The following is a 21,314-nucleotide window of genomic DNA, read 5'->3' on the forward strand; positions in this document are numbered from 1 at the left end:
CCTCAGGGCCTGCATCAAACCCTTTCCGTTAATGCATTCCTTGATTATACATAGAAATCGAGCTCTTCCTGATGTTTGAGCAGATCCCTCAGAACATAGGGATCCTCACCGAAGAAATACACCAGGCCCCAGTGGGTACCAAAGGCGGTGCGTTTGGTCACCGTTTCTTCGAGCGGTGGCGTCAATTCGTGGGACTCGAAGTAGTCGTGGCTTTCGGTCTCCTCCGGGATCTCCAGGCGGCTGACCACACGGCGGCGTGGGTATACCCCGAAGCAGCCAGCATAGCCCTTGGCGTCCACCACCTCTTTCGGGAAGAAGGCTTTGATTTCCTCTTCCGTGGTTTTCGGGTCAAAGGCCATGATCAATCCTTGATAGGCATTGAAGCCATAGGCACGCTCAAGCAGTTCGAACACTTTGAAGCCAGGGGGGCGGTAGGCCACTTCGCCAAAGTACATGGTGCCATCACTGGTCACGAAGTATTCCGGGTGGACAAAGCCGAAGTCGATATCGAAGGTTTTGATCAGCTTTTCGATCTCTGCCGTGATCTGTGCCCGGTATTTCTCAAGGTCCGGTGTGGCCGGAACGAACACGGAATAGCCGAGCGTAACGTACTCGGAAATATTAAGAAAACAGATCTTGCCGTTGTGAATCCAGGCTTCTACGGCAAACTCCCAGCCGTCCAGGTGGGACTCCATCAACACCGGAAATTCCTCATCGGGAATGGTGTCCACTTCATCCGGGGTACGAATCACTCGATGACCGAGGCAGCCGGCCTTATCAAATGCTTTGAGGTGGATCGGATCGTTTGGGTCGCCATCCAGCTTCAACAACGTCTGGTTGACCCGTTTCAGGAACCGAACCACATCTTCCCGGTCGTGGGCTTCCTCGAAGATGCCAACACGAATGCCGCCAAGCTGGGCGCGGCGCTTCATCAGGGCCTTGTCGCGCAGCAGCATTGCTTGTCCGAAGAGCCTTGGATTATTCATTAATACCGAATTGATGGCTCCGGCCCACTCGACGGTCTCTTCAAACAGTGGGATGGCTACGTCTACGCCCATGTCCTTCAATGTCTGGGCGATCTCAAACGAACGATCATTGAGGCGTTCGAAGTTCCAGGGAACATAAGGAATGTTGTGTTCCTGGCAGTAAGGTTCTGCCCAATCCGGAGCAACTACCACATAGCGGCGGTCGAATTTGTCCGCCGCCTCTACAGCATTCAGGCTCCAGCCCAGCAGGGCGACATACCCTTTGTCGGGATTATAGTTCTGTTCAGTCACAGCGCTCTCCTCGTCAGGGTTGGCCTTTCAGCCTGCACCTGTTAGCTGAAAATCGCAACTTTTGGGCAGAACGACGTCAAACAAAAACGGGCGCCAGAACCAAATCTGGAGCCCGTTAAAGAGACAGCCTGAGTGTATCAATCGGTGCCGATTAACCCAGCTTCAAAGTCGAGAGCGTGCGCTCTCGAACCCGGTTGAGCAGCTGTTCATCGTTCACCAGAGATTGTCCGTAGGAAGGCACCAGCTCCTTCATCCGCTCCTGCCACTGGTCCGTCTTCAACTTCTCCGGGAAGCAACGTTCAATCACGTTCAGCATTGCGTTAGCCGCTGTCGATGCGCCAGGAGACGCGCCCAGCAGGGCCGCCAGCGAACCATCCTTTGCTGCCACGATCTCGGTACCAAACTCCAGCTTGCCGCCCCCTTCCGGGGTTTGCTTGATGATCTGTACCCGCTGGCCAGCCATCTGCAGCTTCCAGTCGTCTTCCCGGGCATCCGGGAAAAAATTGCGCAAAGATTCAACCCGGTCGCCATGGGACTGGAACACCTCACCAATGAGGTAACGCGTCAAATCCATATTGCTTTTGCTCACCGAGAGCATCGGTCTAAGATTGGTGGCGCGAACGGAACCGAACAGATCAAACACCGAACCCTGCTTCAGGAAGCGGGTGGTAAAACCAGCGAACGGTCCGAACAGAAGTGCAGGTTCACCGTTGATGATCCGGGTATCCAGGTGCGGAACGGACATCGGCGGCGCGCCAATGGGCGCTTTACCGTATACCTTGGAATCATGTTGCTCAACAATGTCCGGCTTCTGGCACACCAGCCACTGGCCACTGACCGGGAAGCCGCCGTAACCGCGGGCTTCATCAATGCCGGATTTCTGCAACAGCGGCAGCGCGCCGCCACCGGCACCCAGGAACACAAAGCCGGCCTCCAGTTTGGTCAGCTCGCCGGTCTTCTGGTTCTTCACCCGCAACTTCCAGCGGCCATTGTCCCGCTGATCGATGTAATGCACCGGGCTGCTGAGCATCAACTCAAAGTTGGGCTGGGTTTCCAGCCATTCGACCATGCTGCGGGTAAGGGAACCGAAATCCACATCCGAACCGTGCTTGATACGGGTTGCCGCCACACGCTGCATCGGGTCGCGATGCTTGACCACCAGCGGCATCCACTCGGACAGATCGTCTGGGCTCTCGGTATATTCCATCTCGCGAAACAGATGGTGTTCTTTCAGGCGCTCGTAACGACGCTTTAGGAAAGCGACGTCTTTCTCGCCCCAGACAAAGCTCTGGTGTGGCGTGCGGTTAATAAAAGTAGAAGGCTCCGGCAGAATGCCCTGCTCTACCAGGTACGACCAGAACTGCAGTGACACCTCAAACTGCGCATTGATTTGCAGTGCTCTTGCAATTTCAACGTCGCCATCGTCGGTTTCGGGGGTGTAGTTGAGTTCACAGTAGCCGGCGTGGCCGGTACCTGCGTTATTCCATCCGTCTGTGCTTTCATGGGCAACGTGGTCTAAACGCTCCACCATGACGATATCCAGTGACGGGTCCAGCTGCCTGAGCATCATGCCGAGGGTTGCGCTCATGACGCCCCCACCGACCAGCACTACGTCTGCCTGTCTAACGGCCATTGGTTTTCACCCTAGCTAGTGTTGAGCCTGTTGCCACTCCACGATCAGCGAAAGCGGCCTGTCGGAAGCCAGCGGGGCGCGAGGTAGACGGCGCTGCTGTATGCCTCCGGTCTGAAATTGGGCGCATTATCCCGATTTTTGCCGGAATAATAAATTGCGATTGTCAATCGATGTGTGTCGGGCTAACTATTATGGTTTGCCACGATTTTCGCGCGTTTTGTTAACAATATCAGCGCCACTTTAGTCTGATACCCCTTTCCTGATAGTGCGGATCAGTGCCAGTAACAAAAAGTTCGTTGCCAACAGGGCTGACCTGAATCCACCACTTGCGGTATCTTGTGCGCCACCCGTTCCCCACCGGCAGTCCTGCGTGGGGGCCACTACATTTTGATTGAGGTCTATTCTATGCTGATGGCGATAGGTGCCATTCTTGCTGGTCTTGTCCTGCTGGTCTGGAGCGCTGACAAATTTGTTGATGGCGCAGCAGCCTCCGCCAAGCATCTGGGCGTACCGTCACTGCTGATCGGCATGGTGATTATCGGCTTCGGCACCTCGGCACCGGAACTGGCGGTATCTGCGATGGCCGCCTCCGATGGCAATCCCGGTCTGGCACTGGGTAACGGCTACGGTTCGAACATCACAAATATTGCCCTTATCGTCGGTTTGACGGCCATCATAGCCCCCATCACCATGCGCTCCCAGGTCATACGCAAGGAATTACCACTGCTGGTGGTATTGACCCTCATCGCTGGGGCCCAATTAATAGATGGTGAACTAACGCGACTGGATGGCTGGGTGTTACTGGGCGTTTTTGCAGCGGTGATGGGCTGGTCAATCTACCAGGGCGTCAAGAACAAAGACGACCCACTGGGCAACGCTGCCGATGCCGAGCTGATCGAACATCCCATGCCGCTAAAGCACGCCATCATCTGGCTGATCATCGGGCTGGTTCTGCTTATTGCCAGTTCCAGATTGCTCGTTTGGGGAGCCGTCACCGTGGCCCAGACTCTTGGCGTAAGCGATCTGATCATCGGGCTGACCATTGTGGCCATTGGCACGTCACTACCGGAACTGGCCTCGGCCATCGCAGCGGTGCGCAAGAATGAGCACGATCTGATTCTGGGCAACATCCTTGGTTCGGGCATATTCAACACCCTGGCCGTGGTTGGCCTGGCCGCTGCCATTCAGCCATTATCCGTAGACCCGGAAGTGCTTTACCGGGACTGGACTCTGATGCTGGCACTCACCGTTGGCCTGCTGTTGATGGGCTTCGGCCTGACGGGCTGGCGCAAGCTGGTCTCACGGGTGGACGGCACAATACTGGTGACAGTGTACTTCGCCTACACTGGCTACCTTTTCTACACCGTGGTGGCCGCCAATACAGGCGGCTAGAAAATACAGAGCCCGGTTACTCGGGCTCTCCGTCACCCAACAGTTGTTCCAGGCTCTGGCGTACATCTGACATGATCTGCGCCAGGTCTTCCTTGCTTTTACCCGCTGTTTCAATGGGCGTCCCGACTCGAACGTCGACCGGCTGACCAAGATTGATTTGCAAGCTCCGAGCCGGTAGCACCTGATGTATACCGCGAATGGCTACCGGCACAATCACCGCCTCAGTATCCAGTGCCAGGTGAAAACAGCCTTTCTTGAACGGCAACAGTGTGCCGTCGGAGGAGCGGGTGCCCTCCGGAGCCGCCCAGAGCACAATACCGCTTTCCATCATCTGCTTTGCCCGCTCCAGGTCCCGGACGGCGCGGATACGATTAGACCGGTCAATAGAGGGAAACTCCGCTGCCGCCATCGCCTGCCCCAGCAGGGGAATCCGGAAAAGTTCCTTCTTGGCCAGCATCCGGATGGAGCCTGGCAAAGACACAAAACTCACCGGAATATCGTAGTGGCTGGCATGGGTACTCATGATGATGTAGCGACGCCCGTCATTGAAGTCCGGAACCTCGCCCCGCACCGTCAGGCTTGCCCGCACCAGCTTCAGCAGCGCGGCAGACCACTCCCGGCAGTATTTGTCGACAATCGGCCGATTCAAACGACCAAACAACGCCCTCAGTAGCACCAGCGAGGAGTAGATGGCGGTAAGCCCTACCGAGCCCAATACAACAGCGGCACGTCTTAGCAGCGTCGCAGACTCCGTCAGGGGGCTCAAGTTCAATCGTTTCATGCACACATCCTTTCCGCTATCGGACGGGCGCCGTGGGCCCGGAACAACAGAAAGGGATTATAGCGGTTCAATCGCCCCCTGAATAACCGCCAAAAGGAGAACAAGGAAGGTGACTGAGTGTTATCCCTGCTCCTTAAACACCATGGCGATGGAGTTCAGGCAATACCGCTGACCGGTGGGCGCCGGGCCGTCCGGGAACACGTGCCCAAGGTGGCTGTCACAGCGCGGGCAGCGGATCTCGGTGCGGCTCATACCCAGGCTGTGGTCTTCAATGTACCGGATATGCTCCGGGGCGAACGGCTGAAAGAAACTGGGCCAGCCGGTTCCGGAATCAAATTTGGCGTCCGAGCTGAACAACGGGAGATCACACAGCCGGCACAGGTAAACCCCGGCTTTCTTGTTATCCAGCAAGGTGCCACAGAACGGGTGCTCGGTGCCGTGATCCAGCAGTACCCGTTTTTCCTCAGCGGTCAATCCCGCTGCCCTTTCCTCAACCTCTGCTTTCGTCAGAGGGGTCAGGTCATAGCCTTTTGCCGATACCGTCATTGGGAAACTCCTCAGGCCCGGTCAGGATCATCGTCACTGAATTCAGGTTTCAGGTGGTCTGGCCAGGTGCTGACCAGCTTGGCCATCTTGGGTGCTGCCACCGCCAGAATGTATGGCTGCCTGGGATTACGAGCCGCAAAATTCTGATGGTATGCCTCCGCAGGGTAGAACGCGGTGAGCGGCTCCAGCCGGGTAACAATCGGATCGGAATACACGCCGGCGGCATCAAGCTGGCGAATGTACGCCTCGGTCACCTGCCTCTGATCATCCGTTTCGTAGAACACCGCTGAGCGATACTGGCTCCCAATATCGTTACCCTGGCGGTTCAGTTGGGTGGGGTCGTGAGCCACCGAAAAAAACACTCTTAGCAGTTCGCCAAAGCTGACCTTCGCCGGGTCGTAGCGAACATCTACCACCTCCGCATGGCCGGTGGTCCCGCTGCAGACAGCCTCATAGTTGGCCGCTTCGGCCGCACCACCGGCGTATCCGGATTCCACACGGATGACACCGTCAATCGCCACCAAAACCGCTTCAACACACCAGAAACAACCTCCAGCCAGAACCACCCGGGATTCACCCGCGGGCTCGTGCAGGTCTTTCTCAGGTGCCGGAAACCGGCTACGAGGCACGGTCAGTCCTGGAATGTTGCATGCGTCACTCATCAGATTGCTCCAGTGGGTTCGGTTTATTCGATTGTGGCGGTTCTGGTTCGGAATTCCAAACGGGGAGTTCACGCTTTTATACGTACGGGTGTTACAAAAAGACCGCTCCGAGCAGCGCACTGGCGGGTGCCAGCAGCCATACCGGCACCCGAACGATGACCAGTGCCAGCCAGAACACCAATGCCAGAGCGAAATAGCCGGCACCGTGAATGGCCGACGTCCAGACCGGGTCGTACAGCGCTGCAAGGAGCAAGCCCACCACCCCGGCGTTGACGCCCGCCAGTGCCGCTCGTGCTTTCTCGTGCTCACGTAACCACTGCCATAACGGTAGACCGGCGAACACCAACAGGGTTCCAGGCAGAAACACCGCAACCACTGCAATCAGAACGCCCGCAATGCCGCCCTCGGCACCCCCGAGAAACGCAGAGAAACTGAACAGTGGCCCCGGCACCGCCTGCGCGACACCGTAGCCAGCCAGGAAGGTATCGGCCGACATATTACCGGAGACCACAAAGCCCTCCTGGAGCCATGGCAACACCACGTGACCGCCGCCAAATACCAGGGCGCCGGCGCGATAAAGCTCCGCACCGATCCAGGCCAGGGATCCCGTTACCTGGGGAACAAAGGACAGTGCCAGCAACACCAAAAACAGCAGGGCAAACATTCCCGGCTTTCGCGATTGCAACGGCACCTGCAAGGATTCTTGCTTATTTTGCGAGGGCAATCCCAATGCCGCTCCTGCAACGGCTGCCAACGCCAGAACCAGTACCTGCATCCACACGGCACCAGCCAACAGCAGAACAACCGCCACCAACATGGCAATGACGATGCGAGGCCGATCAGGGCACAGCGACTGCCCCATCTGCCAGACGGCCTGTGCCACCACCGCCACCACAAAAAGCTTCAGGCCGCTGACCCAGCCACCCTCACCCAGGTCCGGCCAGAGCGTAAGCCCGAAGGCAAACAGCGCCATGACCAGTACCGAGGGCAAGGTAAAACCCACCCAGGCCGCCAAGGCACCGCCATAATGCCCACGCAGGAAACCGATGGTCAGCCCGACCTGGCTGGACGCGGGGCCCGGTAACAGCTGGCAAAGCGCCACTACCTCACCGTAGGCGCTGTCTGACAGCCACTTCCGGCGCTTGACAAACTCATCATGGAAATACGCCAAGTGAGCTGCCGGGCCACCAAAAGACGTCAGCCCCAGCCGCAGAAAGATCAGGAATACCTGCCAGCTGCCTAATCGCACCGGCTTGTCGGATTCAGTCATTACTCGTTGTCTCTCCTGGATTTGCGGTGCATCAGTAAAACATGAACATTGTGTCTATCCGGTTGCACTACCCCGCTGACCATCCATAATGAGTGAAGGAATCAAACATAAGATTCCGCTCGGCATCAGGACGATTCACATGACCGCAAGGGTTCGCGCACCAGAAGATCAGAACGAACTTCTCCAGTACCGACTCAGCCTTCGGCTTGGCCCGGTGCATGCCCGCCAGCGACTGGGCATCGAACAGGAAGCCGAGGCCCGGGTGTTCGGGCGCGATCGTCGCTCGTTCCACCTTGAGAATGTCGCCAACGCGCCAAGGCTGATTCGGTTTTGCCTGCAAGCCATTGGCTTGTTTGGCCGGGCCCGGGAGAACAGCCGCAAGCTGACCACTGCCCGGAACACTTTTACCCTGCCCGATTTGCCCGAGGCGTTCGAGGGTTTTCGCATCCTGCACCTGACCGACCTTCACGTTGATATGGATGAACAGAACCTGAATGCAGTGATCGATCAGATCACGCCTCTGGACTATGACCTGTGTGTATTGACCGGCGATTACCGGAAGCTCACCTGGGGGCCGATTGACGCAGCCCTTGAGGGCATGGCCCGCCTGCGCCAGGCCATCCGGGGCGATGCCTACGCGGTACTGGGCAACCACGACAGCGTGCGCATGGTACCTACCCTCGAAGACATGGGCTACCGGCTGCTGATGAACGAAATGGCACCCATTGCCCGCGGAGCAAGCAAGCTCTACCTGTCCGGCGTGGACGATGCCCATTACTACAAGGTTCACAACCTGCACCGGGCCGGCGATGATATTCCTCCCGGCGGCATCAGCCTGCTGCTGAGCCACACGCCCGAGATCTGGCGGGAAGCTGCCCATGCCGGATACGACGTGTTTCTGTGCGGACACACCCACGGCGGGCAACTTTGCCTGCCCGGGGGCGTTCCGGTCACCCTCGACTCCGACTGCCCTCGCCGGCTTGGCCGCGGTTTCTGGCAGGTTAACGGCATGCAAGGCTACACCTCGCCAGGCGCTGGCACATCTGTGCTGAATGTCCGCCTGAACTGCCCGCCGGAGGTTACCTTGCACACCTTGTCCCGGGGGCCGGGATAGCTTACTCAATGGGGCTGTTTGCGGATACCCAGACGATAAAGCACCGGAGAGAACAGCATATTGCTGAGCGCAAACAGCAGCGCCACGGCAACCGCTTCCCACAACGGCAAGGATAACCAGAGCCACGCCATGGCCATGGGTAGCAAGGCCTCGGGCAACTGGTCCAGCCATAATGCCCGGGCACTGGACTCGAGACCCTTCCGGCGTTTGATAAAACTGCTGACAAGGTCCCCCAGCAGGGCTAGCAAACCGAACAACGCGCCAAACAACCAGCCCAGCCCAACCCAGGCCGAAAACAGCAGACAAGACACCGTGCCCGCGACCAACCCTCGCCAGGTCTTGCTGGGGCCTAGCACCGGGCGACCGTCCCGCCAAACCCGACCGCCATCCACAGGCCGGTTGCCGGTCTGATGCAACAGCCTGGCCACGACCACCGGCGAGCCATTGGCCAGAACCAGCATGACAAACAGCTCCAGGGACAGCAGCAAGAATGACTCCTCCGGTCTTGCCCGCTCAGGTCAACCCGCCACGGGTGAGCTTGAGCGGATCCATCAGTTTTTCCAGGTGTTGACGGCTGAGACCGCTGCGCTCCTCGGCCACATCAATCACCGGCCGACCGGTGCGGTAGGCTTCCTTGGCGATATCCGCCGCCAGGGTGTAGCCAATCTCTGGATTCAACGCCGTCACCAGTACCGGATTACGCCCGACACCGGCATTCAGATTATCGGCGTTCACCGTAAAGCCTTTCATCGCTTTGTCCGCGAGGATAGCGGAGGCCCCGGTTAACAGACCGATCATGTCCAGCAGGTTGCCCCCCACCAGAGGCAGCATCACATTGAGCTGAAAGTTTCCGGACTGGCCGGCAATGGCCACCGCATTGTCCAGCCCCATCACCTGGGCGCCCACCATGGCGACCGACTCCGGAATAACCGGGTTCACCTTGCCCGGCATGATGCTACTGCCAGGCTGCAATGCCGGCAGGCTGATTTCTGCCAGCCCGTGAATCGGACCGCTATTCATCCAGCGCAGATCGTTGGCAATTTTGGTGAGCACCACCGCCACACCCCGCAGTTGGCCTGACAGGGCGACAGGCGCATCCACAGCACTTTGACCAACAAACTTGTGCTCCATGGAACGGAACGGGTAGCCAGTGTTGCTGCGCAGGAACTTGATGAACTGACCAGAGAATTCAGACGCCGCATTCACACCGGTGCCCACTGCAGTGCCGCCCTGGGGCACATCCGCCAGTTCCTCCATTGCCTGCTCAAGACGTTTCTCAGCCAGGGCCAGCTGTTCCCGCCAGGTCCGCAATTCCTGCCCCAGGGTCACCGGCATGGCGTCCATCAGGTGAGTACGACCGGTTTTGACCTGGGCATTCAGTTCCGCTTCCCGCTCGTAAATGACACCCCGAAGGTGCGACAGGGCCGGCAGCAGTTGCTCTTTTACGGCTAATAGCGAACTGACGTGGATAGCCGTTGGTATCACATCGTTGGAGCTCTGGCTCATATTGACGTGATCATTAGGGTGGACATCGACACCCTGATTCCGGGCAATGGCCGCAATCACTTCGTTCACATTCATGTTGGTGCTGGTGCCGGAGCCGGTCTGATACCGATCCACCGGAAACTGGTCCGCGTGTTCGCCCTGGATCAGTTGATCACAGGCTTCGGCAATAGCGTCCCGCAAACGGGCATCCAGCAACCCCAAAGACGCGTTGGCCTGGGCTGCCGCCCACTTGATTTGCGCCACCGCCACAATGAACCGGGCCGGCATCGGCTGACCACTGACCGGAAAGTTATCGATGGCCCGTTGGGTTTGCGCGCCCCACAGGGCATTCGCGGGCACCTTCACGTCACCCAGGCTGTCTTTTTCCGTTCTGAACTCACTCATTGCGTCCTCCCTTTTTGCTTGCCAGGCGGGACACTAAGCCCCTCGGTCCTGCGATCTTAGCCTGACATGGTCGCAAATGCCGGTGACTTGCTCAAAATTGAGAATCAGCGTGTGGACGGTGTTGGTGTAGGTATCATGCAGATGAAATTTGTAACGGCGCTGTTTCTCACCCTGCAGGAAGGCATCGTATTCGCGGACAAGCTCCCGCACGTCCCCGCCCTCATCCTGGCTCCAGGTCGCATTGAATGGGCCAAGCACAGCTCCGCCGGCCAGGCAAACGGTGACTTCATGGTTGGTAAGGGAATGCTCGGTGTGGCTCATGACGGTCTCCTGAATCAAGGACTGGTTCAGGAATAAGTGTAGTCGTAAAGCGCAAGCGCGTGGGGTCAGGTTGACTGCGCGGCAAGACTCGCCAGCAGCGCCCGTAAGCGGTTGGGCTTCACCGGTTTGTTAAGGATGGGCAGGTACTGGGCCCTAAGCAGCGTGCGCACTTCATCACTGCGATCAGCAGTGATGATGGCTGCCGGAACATCATGGTCAAGTGCACGGCGAACGGCGTAGACAGCCTCACAACCGGTTGCGTTATTGTCCAGGTGGAAATCCGCCAGAATCACGTCGGGGAGCAGGCCCTCGCTCAGCATGTCCAGGGCACTGGATTCGCCGTCGGCGGGAAACACCTCACAACCCCAACCTTCGAGCAACGCTGCCATGCTTTCAAGCACCGCCGGCTCGTTGTCTACGACTAACACCGCCAGTCCGTCAAAGTTTCCGTGGATGGCACCTCCGGCTGAAGATTGGCTTTGCCAGGCCTCATTTACCCTGTGTTCAAGCGGGATCGACACCTCAAATCTCGAACCTCGTCCGGGCCGTGAGGTCACCCGGATTCCGTAACCCAGAACCCTTACCATGCGCTCCACAATGGCCAGTCCCAATCCGACGCCCTGGCGACCGCCGGTGCCCTGGGGCAGTAGCTGGTGGAATTCGGTGAAAATATCCTGCAGCTTGTGGGATTCGATCCCCACGCCGGTGTCCCAGATTTCAATGGCGAGCCGATTCTGGCGTTGCCTGACGGACAGCATCACGCCGCCCGCGCGGGTATACCGGAAGGCATTACTCAACAGGTTACGGACAATCCGTGCCAGCATTCGGGGGTCGGTTCTGAGTGATACCGCTGGTACCCGGAGCCGGAACTGCAATCCGGCATTGGCAGCCACCGCCTCAAACTCTTCGCCCAATCCTTTCAGCATGGCAGCCAGATTGAGACAGGTCAGATCCGGCTTCATGGCCTGCTGGTCCAGTTTGGAAATATCCAACAGATCGGCCAACAAATCCTCGGCACCTTCCAGGGCCCTGTGCACCTGATGCACCATCCGGTTTTCCGCCTCGGGTAACTGGCTGTCCTGCAGGGCCGAAATCATCAGTCTGGCAGCATTCAGGGGTTGCAGCAGGTCATGACTGGCAGCCGCAAGATACTTGTCTTTACTGCGATTGGCTTCTTTGGCAGCGTTCACCGCCACTTTCAACTCCTGCTCAACCTTTTCCCGCTCTTCAATCTGATAACGCAGGTCCACATTGACGTTTTGCAGCGCCTCGGTACGTTCCTCCACGCGTTTTTCCAGTTCGGCATTCAGCTGCTCCAGTTTCTGCCGGGCCTGCACCCGCTCGGTTATGTCGGCAACGAAGGTTTCCACCACTTCCGGCCCAAGATCCGGCCGGCGGAGCATGGTTAGTGCGACATACACCGGGGTCTGGTCTGCTCGCCGAAGACGGGTCTCGCGGGCGCTCAGGCTGCCATGGTCGAGCAGTTCCTGGCGAAGCTGATCGAACTCTGCGGCGCTGCAGAACAGCTGCTCCCTGAGTCGAATCACTTTTTTCTGCAATTGCTCCGGGTTGTCATAGCCGCAGATTCGGGCCATGGCGGGATTGCAGGCCAGAAAACCACCACGCAGGTTGGCCTGGAAGATACCGTGCAGAGCGTTCTCAAACAGCCATTTGTAGCGGTTGCGCTCCTGCTCCAGTTCCTCCAGGCGCTCCTGCAACGCGGGGTAATAGCTTTTTCGGGCAGACTGGCTGCTGAGCCCCAAAAGATCGCCGATGTCGTAACCGGTGCTGGTTGAGTCAGAGGGCTTCTTCATAGACCACCTGAACATCCCGAAGTGACGACTTCCTTGGGTTGGTCAGTATGCAGGGGTCCTTCAATGCATAGCCGGAAAGGTAGGGAATATCAGAGGTGGTGACGCCGAGCTCCTTGAGCCGCGCCTCAAGGCCGACGGTCTTCTTGAGTTCAATAATGCGGGTCATCAACCGTGCCTTGACCTGTGCCCCGTTCAAACCCCGGGTATCAATCGCCATGGCCTCGGCAACCCGGCGGAACCGGTCCTCGGCGGAGGGGAAATTGTAGGCCACCACATGCTCCAGCAGCAGTGCATTGCAGAGGCCGTGGGGCAGATCCAGGAAACCGCCCAGGCTGTGGGACATCGCATGGACAGCCCCCAGAATGGCATTGGAGAAGGCCAGCCCCGCCTGCATGGACGCCAGCATGATCTGCTCTCGCAACACCGGGTTTGACGGGTTTGCCACCAGCGCTTCCAGATTGCCGTTGATCAGCCGAATCGCTTCCAGAGCATGGGTATCGGTCAAAGGCCCGCTGCCAGTGGAAACAAACGCCTCGATGGCGTGCACCAGGGCATCCACCCCGGTACAGGCGGTGAGGTAGGCGTCCATGGTTTCGGTTACTTCCGGGTCGATCAACGAGACATCCGGCACCACCGCTTTGCTGATGATGGAAAACTTGAAGCGCCGGTTGGGGTCCGAAATGATGGCAAACTGCGAGACGTCCGCTGACGTTCCGGCGGTGGTGGGAATCAGGATCAGGGGTGGCGAAGGATTACGGATGGTATCCACACCCTCAAATTCCAGGATGCTGCGGCCATGGCTGGCCACAATGCCGATACCCTTGGCGCAATCCATGGGGCTGCCGCCGCCGATCGCCACGATGACATCGCATTCGCTGGCCCGGTAGAGTTCGGCGCCGGCCATCACCTCATCTACTTTGGGATTGGGCGACACCGCTGTAAACGTGGTACAGCGCAACCCCGCCTCAACCAGCAGGGTTTCAACTTCTGCAACCCATCCGGCGGCGACAACACCAGGATCAGACACCAGGAACACATGGCGGGCACCAAAATTACTGGCAAAGTTAGCCACCGACCGGCGGGACCCGGCACCGAAGACAATCTCGGGAGAGACAAACTTGCGCAGCGCGGAAATATCGTAGCTCATGACGCTCAGGGACAACCGTTTTGTTGTTATAGGAATAGTTGAGAGTTTAACTCAGTTTGTGCGCTGGTTCATTGTCCTTTTGGCGTATCTTAGGGTTGTCTGGGACCAGGCTTCCATAAAACCGGTACAGCGATTCGAGCATGTGCGCCTGATTTTCTGCCCTCTGAAACCCGTGGCCTTCATCCTCATACCAGTACAATTCCACCGGTTGGCCCCGGTCCTGAAGCGCGGCCACCATCCGCCGGGTCTGCCCGGGCACCACGACGGCATCTTTCCCACCCTGAAAAAAAATAGCAGGGCAGCTTATTTGGTCAGCCTGCAGGGCCGGAGTACGTGCCTGCCAGCGGGCACGATTGGACTGCGGATTCCCCAGCAGCCAGTCCAGGTAACCGGATTCAAACCGATGGGTTGCAGCACGAAGCCGCAATGGATCGGTCACGCCAAACAGGCTGCCAACGGCTTTGAAGCGGTCAGTCTGCACCGCCGCCATCAGTGCAGTAAAACCCCCGGAGCTTCGGCCCTGAATGAACACGTTGTCGGCGCAGACCAGCCCTTGTGCCGCCAGGTAATCGGCGCAGCGCACCATGTCCCGTGCATCCGCTTCGCCCCACCGGCCGGCCAGACGAAGGCGGAAATCCCGGCCAGCACCGGTGCTGCCGGTGTAATTCACCTCCGCAACGGCAAAGCCCCGCTGACACCAGAACTGAACCTGGGGGTTGTAGACCGCATAGGCGGCTGACGTTGGCCCACCGTGGGCGATCAGGATGACCGGTGGTGCCGCGGCGGATGCGGATATGGGAGGATATAGAAACCCTTGAACGGGGAGAGTGTCGGGCGCTTCCGCATCCACTACAAAAGCGACGGGGGCCACCGGCGCCATGATTGAGCGATCCGGCACTTGTCCGCCAGCCAGGATGGTTGCCGAGCCGGAGTCCGCACACACCTTCAGAACCGCATCGTGCCGGTCGGCAGCCCGCCCTATGCACACAAGGCCATCGGCTGACGGACTCAGATCCCGGAAATCCGTCCAGCCCTCAGCCACTCTCTGACACTGGCCGGCCCGCTCCAGCCAAAGTTCACCGATACCCTGACGGTATTGCACTCTGGCCCAACCACCCTCACGCAACGGGCAACTATGCCGCTCACCCAGTTGCCAGGGCGCGTTGGCATGATCGAGCATGGGCGCCGTGCTTTTCAGCCACTGGTCGCGGCCATCCCGGCGCGTTACCCGCCAGGGCTGCCACCAGCCCTCATGGTCGGATATGACCCACAGATGCTCACCGACAAACTGCGGTTGCTGAACCGAACCAGAAACCGGCGGGGACTGCCCTGACGCACCTGCAACATCACCGTCAGCCGTGACCGTTGCCTGCCAGAGCGTTGACTGCAACCAGGGCATATCCGGCAGTTGCCAGCTGCACCAAGCCACGCGGGAACCGTCCTGGCTGACCGCCGGCGCGCCGTAGAAGTCCAGCCCCGGGTGCAACACCCGGACGTGCCCCGTAGCTTCCAGGGCCATCAACGCCTGCTGTTCATGCCGTTCACGCACCGCCAACACCCGGTCATGTTGCGGGTCTGCCACCAAGCCTCCCCAGGTAGCGTCAACCTCCGGCACCAATAAGGTTCGTCTACCTGTCACTCGGTTGAGCTGCCAGACGCGCTGATCCTCCGCTACCCAGACCACTCGCCCCGGCAGTACCGCATAGGCACCACCACCGTAGCCGTTGAGGCGACTTCGGATACTGCCCGGGCCGGTGTTGACCCGACAGATGCCGGAGTTGTCCGCCTGCCAAAGGGCAACAGAACCGGTTTCCGGCTCAGACGCAAGCCAGAAAATGCTATCGCCGCACACTCTCAGCTGCGCATACTGGGAAAAACCGGCGCAGGCAGCATGCGCCGAAATCGGCTCAGCCACGGTAGAGTAACTTGGAATTCCGGGCATTGCGGTAGATAAGGTCGTCCAACCCCGCTGTAGCGTGATCCGCAGCGGTGCGGGCGGCCAGAATCCGATCGTTATGGGGCGATTTGGAGCAGACCGGATCGGCGTTATCGGCATTACCGGTCAGCAGATAAGCCTGGCACCGACAGCCGCCAAAATCCTTGTCTTTTTCATCACAGGATCGACAGGGTTCTGGCATCCAGCTGTCACCACGGTAATGGTTGAAGCCGGGGCTGTGATACCAGATGTCGTTCAGGGACTTGGTTTGCACGTTGGGAAAATCGATGGGTAACAGGCGGGCGCTGTGGCAAGGCAAGGCGGTGCCATCGGGTGCCACGGTCAGGAACAGGTTGCCCCAGCCATTCATGCAGGCCTTCGGGCGCTCCTCGTAGTAGTCCGGGGTTACGAAGATCACCTTCATGGGGCGACCACGAGTACGGAGATCGTGCCGGTAGTCATTTACCTCCTGTTCTGCCTGGACCAGTTGGGCTTTGGAGGGCATCAGTCCTTCCCGATTTTTAAATGCCCAGCCATAGTACTGGCAGGTGGCCAACTCCACGTAATCGGCATCCAGGTTTTCACACAGGGCCAGAATGTCGTTCATCTGGTGAATGTTATGGCGGTGGATCACAAAGTTGAGCACCATCGGGTAGCCGGCCGCCTTGACCGCCCGGGCCATGGCCAGCTTCTGTTCGAAGGCTTTGCGGGAACCGGCCACGGCGTTGTTGAGTTCCGGGTCTGAGGCCTGAAAGCTGACCTGAATGTGGTCCAGCCCCGCCTCGGCAAACGCCTGCACTTTTGCTTCAGTCAGCCCGATGCCGGAGGTAATCAGATTGGTGTAATACCCCAGATCCCGGGCCCCGGCAATCAGCTCCGGCAGGTCCTGGCGCACCAGCGGCTCGCCGCCGGAGAAGCCCAGTTGGGCCGCCCCCATGGCTCGCCCCTGGCGCAACACATCCAGCCATTGCTCGGTGGACAGTTCCTGTTGCTGGCTGGCGTAGTCCAGTGGGTTGGAGCAGTAAGGGCATTGCAGCGGGCAGCGATAGGTGAGCTCCGCCAGCAACCACAGCGGCGGCCCTACCCGTGCTTCTGCGACCACCGTCATGACCACTCAATCCACTGCTGCTGAACCGCGTCTGCCAGAAACGCTTCCACATCGGCCGCCAGCGGGCCGGCCTCCGGGAACTGCTGTTCCAGGGAGTGGATAATTTGGTGTACCGGGCGAACCCCGTCCACTTCCGCCAGGATGGCACCGGCGCTGCCGTTGAGCTTGACCATACCCTCCGGGTACAGCAACACATGGCTTTGTTGCACCGGCTCCCACTGGAACCGGAAACCACGGCGGAGTTTGGGCGTTTTCTCCAAAGTCATGGTAACGCTCCTTACAGGCCCCGATGCCAGACCGGCTGATCGGTGACCGTATGGTATGGCGGTGTCTGGTGAACGTAAGCCATGGTCAGGGCATCCAGCAACGACCAGAGAATGTCCAGCTTGAATTGCAGAATCTCGAACGCCCTTTGTTGCTGAGCCTCGGTGACAAAATGGTCCAGGGTAATGGCCAGGCCGTGCTCCACGTCCCGTCTGGCCTCCGATAGACGTTTACGGAAATAGCGGTAGCCATTCTCTTCAATCCACGGGTAATGCTGTGGCCAGCTGTCGAGCCGCGACTGATGGATTTCCGGCGCAAAAAGCTCGGTCAGTGACGAGCAGGCCGCCTCTTGCCAGGTTGCCCGGCGCGCAAAGTTGAAATAGGCATCCACAGCAAACCGGACACCGGGGAGTACGTGGCGTTCGTCGATCACCTCTTCCCGGCTCAGCCCCACGGCTTCGGCGAGCGTCAGCCAGGCCTCGATACCACCCACATCCCCTTCGTGACCATCGTGGTCCAGAATGCGCTGCAGCCACAACCGCCGAACCCCAGCATCCGGGCAGTTCGACATGATGGCGGCATCCTTCTGTGGAATCCGCACCTGGTAGTAGTATCGGTTGGCGACCCACCCACGGATCTGTTCCGGCGTACACCGGCCGCTGTACATGGCTCGATGATAAGGGTGGTGAATATGGTAGTAGGCGCCTTTATCTCTGAGGGCCTGTTCGAAATCCTGCCGGTTCATGGCGGTGTTGGCTTTGGCGTTCATAGTTGCCCCGTCAGTTCAAAATGCATTCCGTCCCGGGCGACTTCGATGCCATGGGCCGTGAGCTCTGCCCGTTCCGGCGAGTCTTCGTTGAGAATCGGATTGGTGTTGTTGATGTGGATCAGCACCTTGCGCTGGGCCGGCATGCTGTCCAGTAACTCGATCATGCCACCGGCGCCGGACTGGGCGAGATGCCCCATGGCCTGGCCGGTTTTGGTGCCCACTTCCTGACGGATCATCTCGTCGTCGTGCCAGACGGTGCCATCTACCAGAAGCAAATCCGCCCGCTGCATCCAGCCGCGAACGCGGGCATCGGGTTGCCCCAGGCCGGGCGCATAGAGCACGGTCTGCCCGGTGCGGGTATCTCGAATGAAAAGACCGATGTTGTCACCCGGATGGGGATTATCCCGGCGCGGGGAGTATGGCGGGGCGTTACTGAGCAACGGAATGGCCGTCAATTCAAGGGAGGGCGCGCAGGGCAGACTGAATGGTTGCTGCTCATCGGCCGGAATCTCGCGCCAGTTCAGCCCGCCATTCCAGTGGCTAAGCATTGTGAACAACGGAAACCCGGAACTCAGGTCGTCGTGCACCTGGCGAGTACACCAGACATCCATCGGTAACCCCTCACGCAGAGACAGAAGCCCCGTGGTGTGGTCAACCTGGCTATCCATCAAGACAACCGCGGCGATGCCCGTATCCCGGAGCGCCCGCGCCGGCTGCATGGCAGGAAAAGCAGCGAGTTGAGCACGAATATCCGGAGAGGCATTGAACAGAATCCAGCGTTCGCCATCCTCAGAGATGGCAATCGACGACTGGGTGCGGGCATGAGCATTCATCGTTCCGGCGCGGAAGCCGGCACAGTTTCGACAGTTGCAGTTCCATTGAGGGAACCCGCCGCCAGCGGCCGACCCCAGAATGTGCAGGTGCATCAGCAGATCTCCCGAGCGGGAACGACCAGCCAAAGGGCTGGCCGGCCAGGGCTCACCGGTTGGCGAAGTACATGGTTACTTCAAAACCGATCCGCAGGTCTTCATAAGCTGGCTTGGTCCACATGATGCTCACCTCTTGTCGTGATTATTAGTGCGTTGCATGGTGGTGCGAACGGGCGTTTGCCAGATGCACACAATCATCGTAATCACAGACGCTGGCACCCCATATGGTACTTTGGAACTGTTTTCCGCCGGCTGAAAGTAGCAATCGTTTGCCCCCGAGGTTGAATTGAGCCCAACCCCCAGCGGCCTAGCATGGGAGAAGGACAATAATAACTTCAGGAGACCACCATGGCCGGGCGCTTTCTGCTCTCGCTACTGCTTTGTTGTCTGGCTGCAACGCCCTTGCGGGCAGAACTTTCCGACGACACCCGGCAGATCATCCAGGATCTGTTTCCCTCGGCCACCGTTATCGAAGAGCAACTGGCGGATTTCCCGGTGTATCCGGTTTACCAGCTCCAGGAACTGCTGGGTTACGCCTACGTTTCAACAGACTTCAGCAAACTTCCGGGCTTTGCCGGCAAGCCGATTACCATGATGATCGGCCTGGATACACGGGGCCGGTTCACCGGCGTGCGGGTACTGCATCACCACGAGCCGGTATTCCTTCATGGCCTGGGGGAGGAATCACTCTACGAATTTGTCGATCAGTACGAGGGGCGCGCACTGACGGAGCAGATTGTGGTGAGTTCCTCGGGCCGTTCGGGCCGGACTTCCTCCGGCAATGTGGTGTACTTTGATGGCGTCAGCAAGGCCACGGTGTCGGTTCTGATCATCAACGATTCGGTGCTCTCCTCGGCCTTGCAGGTGGCCCGCAACAAGCTCGAGGGCTTCGCCCAGGCTGCACCCACCCGGGCGCGCCAAGACCTGTTCGAACCGCTCACCTGGGAGCAACTGCTGGAGCGGGGTTACGTCACCCGCATCGAGGTCACGGCCGCGGATGTGGAACAGCAATTGGGCCGACCGCTGTCGGACTATCCTGGCAACCTTGAGCCCGATCCTGGCGAGGCTTTCTCGGAACTCTACCTGGCTTATATGAACTCCCCCATGGTCGGTCGCAACCTGCTGGGCGACGATCGATACCAGGCCTTCAGGGAGCGCCTTGGCGACAACGGCAAGGTGATGTTGGTGATGTCTCGGGGCCGTTACCCCCACATTGGCGCGGACTTTGTGCCGGGCAGCACTCCGGACCGGTTTGGTCTGAGCCAGAATCAGCTGTCTGTCGAGATGCGAGACCTGAACTGGCTGGAAACCGGCCAGAGCTTCGCCGCTGCCGGGGTGCCGGAGATGACGGCGGTTAACCTGTTCCGGGTCGGTGGCAACGCCGGTTTTAACCCCGGGGTCGAATCCACACTGACTCTCAATACCGTGTTGGCCCGCAACCATCTGGTGGTGGACACCGCCCGTTTCGAGCTGCCCGTTGCCTTCCCGGAGGAACTGTTTGAGACGGTAGACATTGCCGCCGGGCCGGAGCAGTCACGGGCGCCCATGTGGGTCGGGCTCTGGAAGGAGCGCTGGTGGCAAATTACCTTGTTGGTGCTGAGCCTCACGGTGCTAACGATTTTCTTCGCCCGCCAGAAAACCCTGACCCGACACCCGAAGCTGGTTCACCGGTTTCGCTGGGGCTCCCTGTTCTTCACCCTGTTCTTTATCGGCTTCTACGCCCAGGGCCAGTTGTCGGTAGTGAATATCTACACATTGCTGCTGGCCATCAGGGATGGTTTCAGCCTGAACATGTTCCTGCTGGACCCGGTGATTTTCATCCTATGGACGTACACGTTCGTCACCCTGTTCATCTGGGGCCGGGGGGTGTTCTGCGGTTGGCTGTGCCCGTTTGGCGTGCTGCAGGAGATGGCCGCCTGGCTGGGCCAGAAACTCCGTTTCCGGCAAATCAAGGTACCGGAGCGCTGGCACCGGAAGCTCATCCTGATCAAATACCCGGTGCTGCTGGCCATCGTTATTGCATCGTTTTATTCGCTGACGCTGGCGGAACAGCTGTCTGAAGTGGAACCCTTCAAAACCAGCATTACATTGTTCTTCGTGCGTTACTGGCCGTTTGTGGTTTACGCCGTGGCCCTGCTGGCGGTGGGCATGTTTATCCACAAATTCTACTGCCGCTACCTGTGCCCCCTGGGGGCCGGCCTGGCGGTGCTTGGCAAATTCCGGATCTTCAGCTGGCTGGAGCGGGTTGACCGTTGCGGCCAGCCCTGCCAGCACTGCAAGAATGCCTGTGGCATCAATGCCATTCGCAAGGATGGCCGGATTGATTACGACGAGTGTATCCAGTGCCTGGAGTGCGTGGTGATTCTCCGCGACCAGAATCAGTGCGTGGATGCTATTGTCCGCAACAAGCAGCAACAAAAGCAGGCACGGATTCTGGCCACGGACGCCGCCGGGGCCTGAT

At 59.0% G+C, this 21,314-nt stretch carries 20 protein-coding genes; 3 read left to right on the forward strand and 17 right to left on the reverse strand.

Annotation, left to right across the window (positions count from 1 at the left end; translation table 11 throughout):
• Window positions 1–44: 44 nt before the first annotated feature.
• Together C7H10_RS03840 and mqo are read right to left on the reverse strand one after the other, a co-directional pair.
• Complete coding sequence (locus C7H10_RS03840; protein ID WP_106693819.1) at window positions 45–1,277, reverse strand: ATP-grasp domain-containing protein; 1,233 nt, start codon at window positions 1,275–1,277, stop codon at window positions 45–47.
• A gap of 151 nt (window positions 1,278–1,428) precedes the next feature.
• Window positions 1,429–2,910, reverse strand: a complete 1,482-nt coding sequence (gene mqo, locus C7H10_RS03845; RefSeq protein WP_106693820.1) for a malate dehydrogenase (quinone) — start codon at window positions 2,908–2,910, stop codon at window positions 1,429–1,431.
• Between the two features lie 405 nt (window positions 2,911–3,315).
• Between mqo and C7H10_RS03850 the strand changes: the two genes are divergently transcribed.
• On the forward strand, window positions 3,316–4,302 hold the full coding sequence (locus C7H10_RS03850; RefSeq protein ID WP_208622797.1) for a calcium/sodium antiporter: 987 nt from the start codon (window positions 3,316–3,318) through the stop codon (window positions 4,300–4,302).
• Between the two features lie 16 nt (window positions 4,303–4,318).
• On the opposite strand, the gene C7H10_RS03855 is transcribed toward C7H10_RS03850, so the two are convergent.
• From C7H10_RS03855 to chrA, 4 genes are all read right to left on the reverse strand, one after another.
• Window positions 4,319–5,083, reverse strand: coding sequence for a lysophospholipid acyltransferase family protein (locus tag C7H10_RS03855; RefSeq protein WP_106693821.1), 765 nt, complete (start codon window positions 5,081–5,083; stop codon window positions 4,319–4,321).
• Between the two features lie 120 nt (window positions 5,084–5,203).
• Entirely contained in the window at window positions 5,204–5,629 is a 426-nt protein-coding gene (gene msrB / locus C7H10_RS03860; protein ID WP_106693822.1) for a peptide-methionine (R)-S-oxide reductase MsrB, read from the reverse strand.
• Between the two features lie 11 nt (window positions 5,630–5,640).
• On the reverse strand, window positions 5,641–6,291 hold the full coding sequence (gene msrA / locus C7H10_RS03865; protein WP_106693823.1) for a peptide-methionine (S)-S-oxide reductase MsrA: 651 nt from the start codon (window positions 6,289–6,291) through the stop codon (window positions 5,641–5,643).
• 91 nt (window positions 6,292–6,382) lie between these two features.
• On the reverse strand, window positions 6,383–7,561 hold the full coding sequence (gene chrA / locus C7H10_RS03870; RefSeq protein WP_106693824.1) for a chromate efflux transporter: 1,179 nt from the start codon (window positions 7,559–7,561) through the stop codon (window positions 6,383–6,385).
• Between the two features lie 139 nt (window positions 7,562–7,700).
• On the opposite strand from chrA, the gene C7H10_RS03875 reads away from it, so the two are divergent.
• Entirely contained in the window at window positions 7,701–8,675 is a 975-nt protein-coding gene (locus tag C7H10_RS03875; protein WP_106693825.1) for a metallophosphoesterase, read from the forward strand.
• A gap of 5 nt (window positions 8,676–8,680) precedes the next feature.
• Here the strand turns inward: C7H10_RS03875 and C7H10_RS03880 are convergent, their stop codons facing one another.
• The 11 genes from C7H10_RS03880 to pqqA form a co-directional block, all read right to left on the reverse strand.
• A complete protein-coding gene (locus tag C7H10_RS03880; RefSeq protein ID WP_106693826.1) occupies window positions 8,681–9,163 on the reverse strand; it encodes a CDP-archaeol synthase in 483 nt (160 codons plus the stop codon).
• 25 nt (window positions 9,164–9,188) lie between these two features.
• Window positions 9,189–10,565 (reverse strand): class II fumarate hydratase, encoded by a 1,377-nt coding sequence (locus tag C7H10_RS03885; protein WP_106693827.1) that lies wholly within the window; start codon window positions 10,563–10,565, stop codon window positions 9,189–9,191.
• Window positions 10,566–10,598: 33 nt separating this feature from the next.
• Window positions 10,599–10,886 carry a hypothetical protein gene (locus tag C7H10_RS03890; RefSeq protein ID WP_061330666.1) on the reverse strand — a complete coding sequence of 96 codons (288 nt, stop codon included), beginning with the start codon at window positions 10,884–10,886 and terminating at the stop codon, window positions 10,599–10,601.
• A gap of 65 nt (window positions 10,887–10,951) precedes the next feature.
• Window positions 10,952–12,700 (reverse strand): NahK/ErcS family hybrid sensor histidine kinase/response regulator, encoded by a 1,749-nt coding sequence (locus tag C7H10_RS03895; RefSeq protein WP_106693828.1) that lies wholly within the window; start codon window positions 12,698–12,700, stop codon window positions 10,952–10,954.
• Window positions 12,684–13,847, reverse strand: a complete 1,164-nt coding sequence (gene ercA / locus C7H10_RS03900) for an alcohol dehydrogenase-like regulatory protein ErcA (protein ID WP_106693829.1) — start codon at window positions 13,845–13,847, stop codon at window positions 12,684–12,686. The genes C7H10_RS03895 and ercA overlap by 17 nt, the downstream gene beginning before the upstream one ends.
• Before the next feature lie 46 nt (window positions 13,848–13,893).
• The gene (locus tag C7H10_RS03905; protein WP_244178175.1) at window positions 13,894–15,762 is read right to left on the reverse strand and encodes a S9 family peptidase; all 1,869 of its coding nucleotides are present in this window, start codon (window positions 15,760–15,762) and stop codon (window positions 13,894–13,896) included.
• Window positions 15,755–16,891 (reverse strand): pyrroloquinoline quinone biosynthesis protein PqqE, encoded by a 1,137-nt coding sequence (gene pqqE, locus C7H10_RS03910; protein WP_106693831.1) that lies wholly within the window; start codon window positions 16,889–16,891, stop codon window positions 15,755–15,757. Before pqqE ends, C7H10_RS03905 begins: the two co-directional genes overlap by 8 nt.
• Window positions 16,888–17,157 (reverse strand): pyrroloquinoline quinone biosynthesis peptide chaperone PqqD, encoded by a 270-nt coding sequence (gene pqqD / locus C7H10_RS03915; RefSeq protein ID WP_061330670.1) that lies wholly within the window; start codon window positions 17,155–17,157, stop codon window positions 16,888–16,890. The genes pqqE and pqqD overlap by 4 nt, the downstream gene beginning before the upstream one ends.
• An 11-nt stretch (window positions 17,158–17,168) precedes the next feature.
• Window positions 17,169–17,924, reverse strand: a complete 756-nt coding sequence (pqqC, locus tag C7H10_RS03920; protein WP_061330671.1) for a pyrroloquinoline-quinone synthase PqqC — start codon at window positions 17,922–17,924, stop codon at window positions 17,169–17,171.
• Window positions 17,921–18,850 (reverse strand): pyrroloquinoline quinone biosynthesis protein PqqB, encoded by a 930-nt coding sequence (gene pqqB, locus C7H10_RS03925; RefSeq protein WP_106693832.1) that lies wholly within the window; start codon window positions 18,848–18,850, stop codon window positions 17,921–17,923. The genes pqqC and pqqB overlap by 4 nt, the downstream gene beginning before the upstream one ends.
• A gap of 52 nt (window positions 18,851–18,902) precedes the next feature.
• Window positions 18,903–18,974, reverse strand: coding sequence for a pyrroloquinoline quinone precursor peptide PqqA (gene pqqA / locus C7H10_RS03930; RefSeq protein WP_007153157.1), 72 nt, complete (start codon window positions 18,972–18,974; stop codon window positions 18,903–18,905).
• Window positions 18,975–19,201: 227 nt separating this feature from the next.
• On the opposite strand from pqqA, the gene C7H10_RS03935 reads away from it, so the two are divergent.
• Complete coding sequence (locus C7H10_RS03935; RefSeq protein ID WP_106693833.1) at window positions 19,202–21,313, forward strand: NosR/NirI family protein; 2,112 nt, start codon at window positions 19,202–19,204, stop codon at window positions 21,311–21,313.
• Window position 21,314: the final 1 nt, after the last annotated feature.

This window comes from Marinobacter shengliensis, assembly GCF_003007715.1.
Classification (GTDB): domain Bacteria; phylum Pseudomonadota; class Gammaproteobacteria; order Pseudomonadales; family Oleiphilaceae; genus Marinobacter; species Marinobacter shengliensis.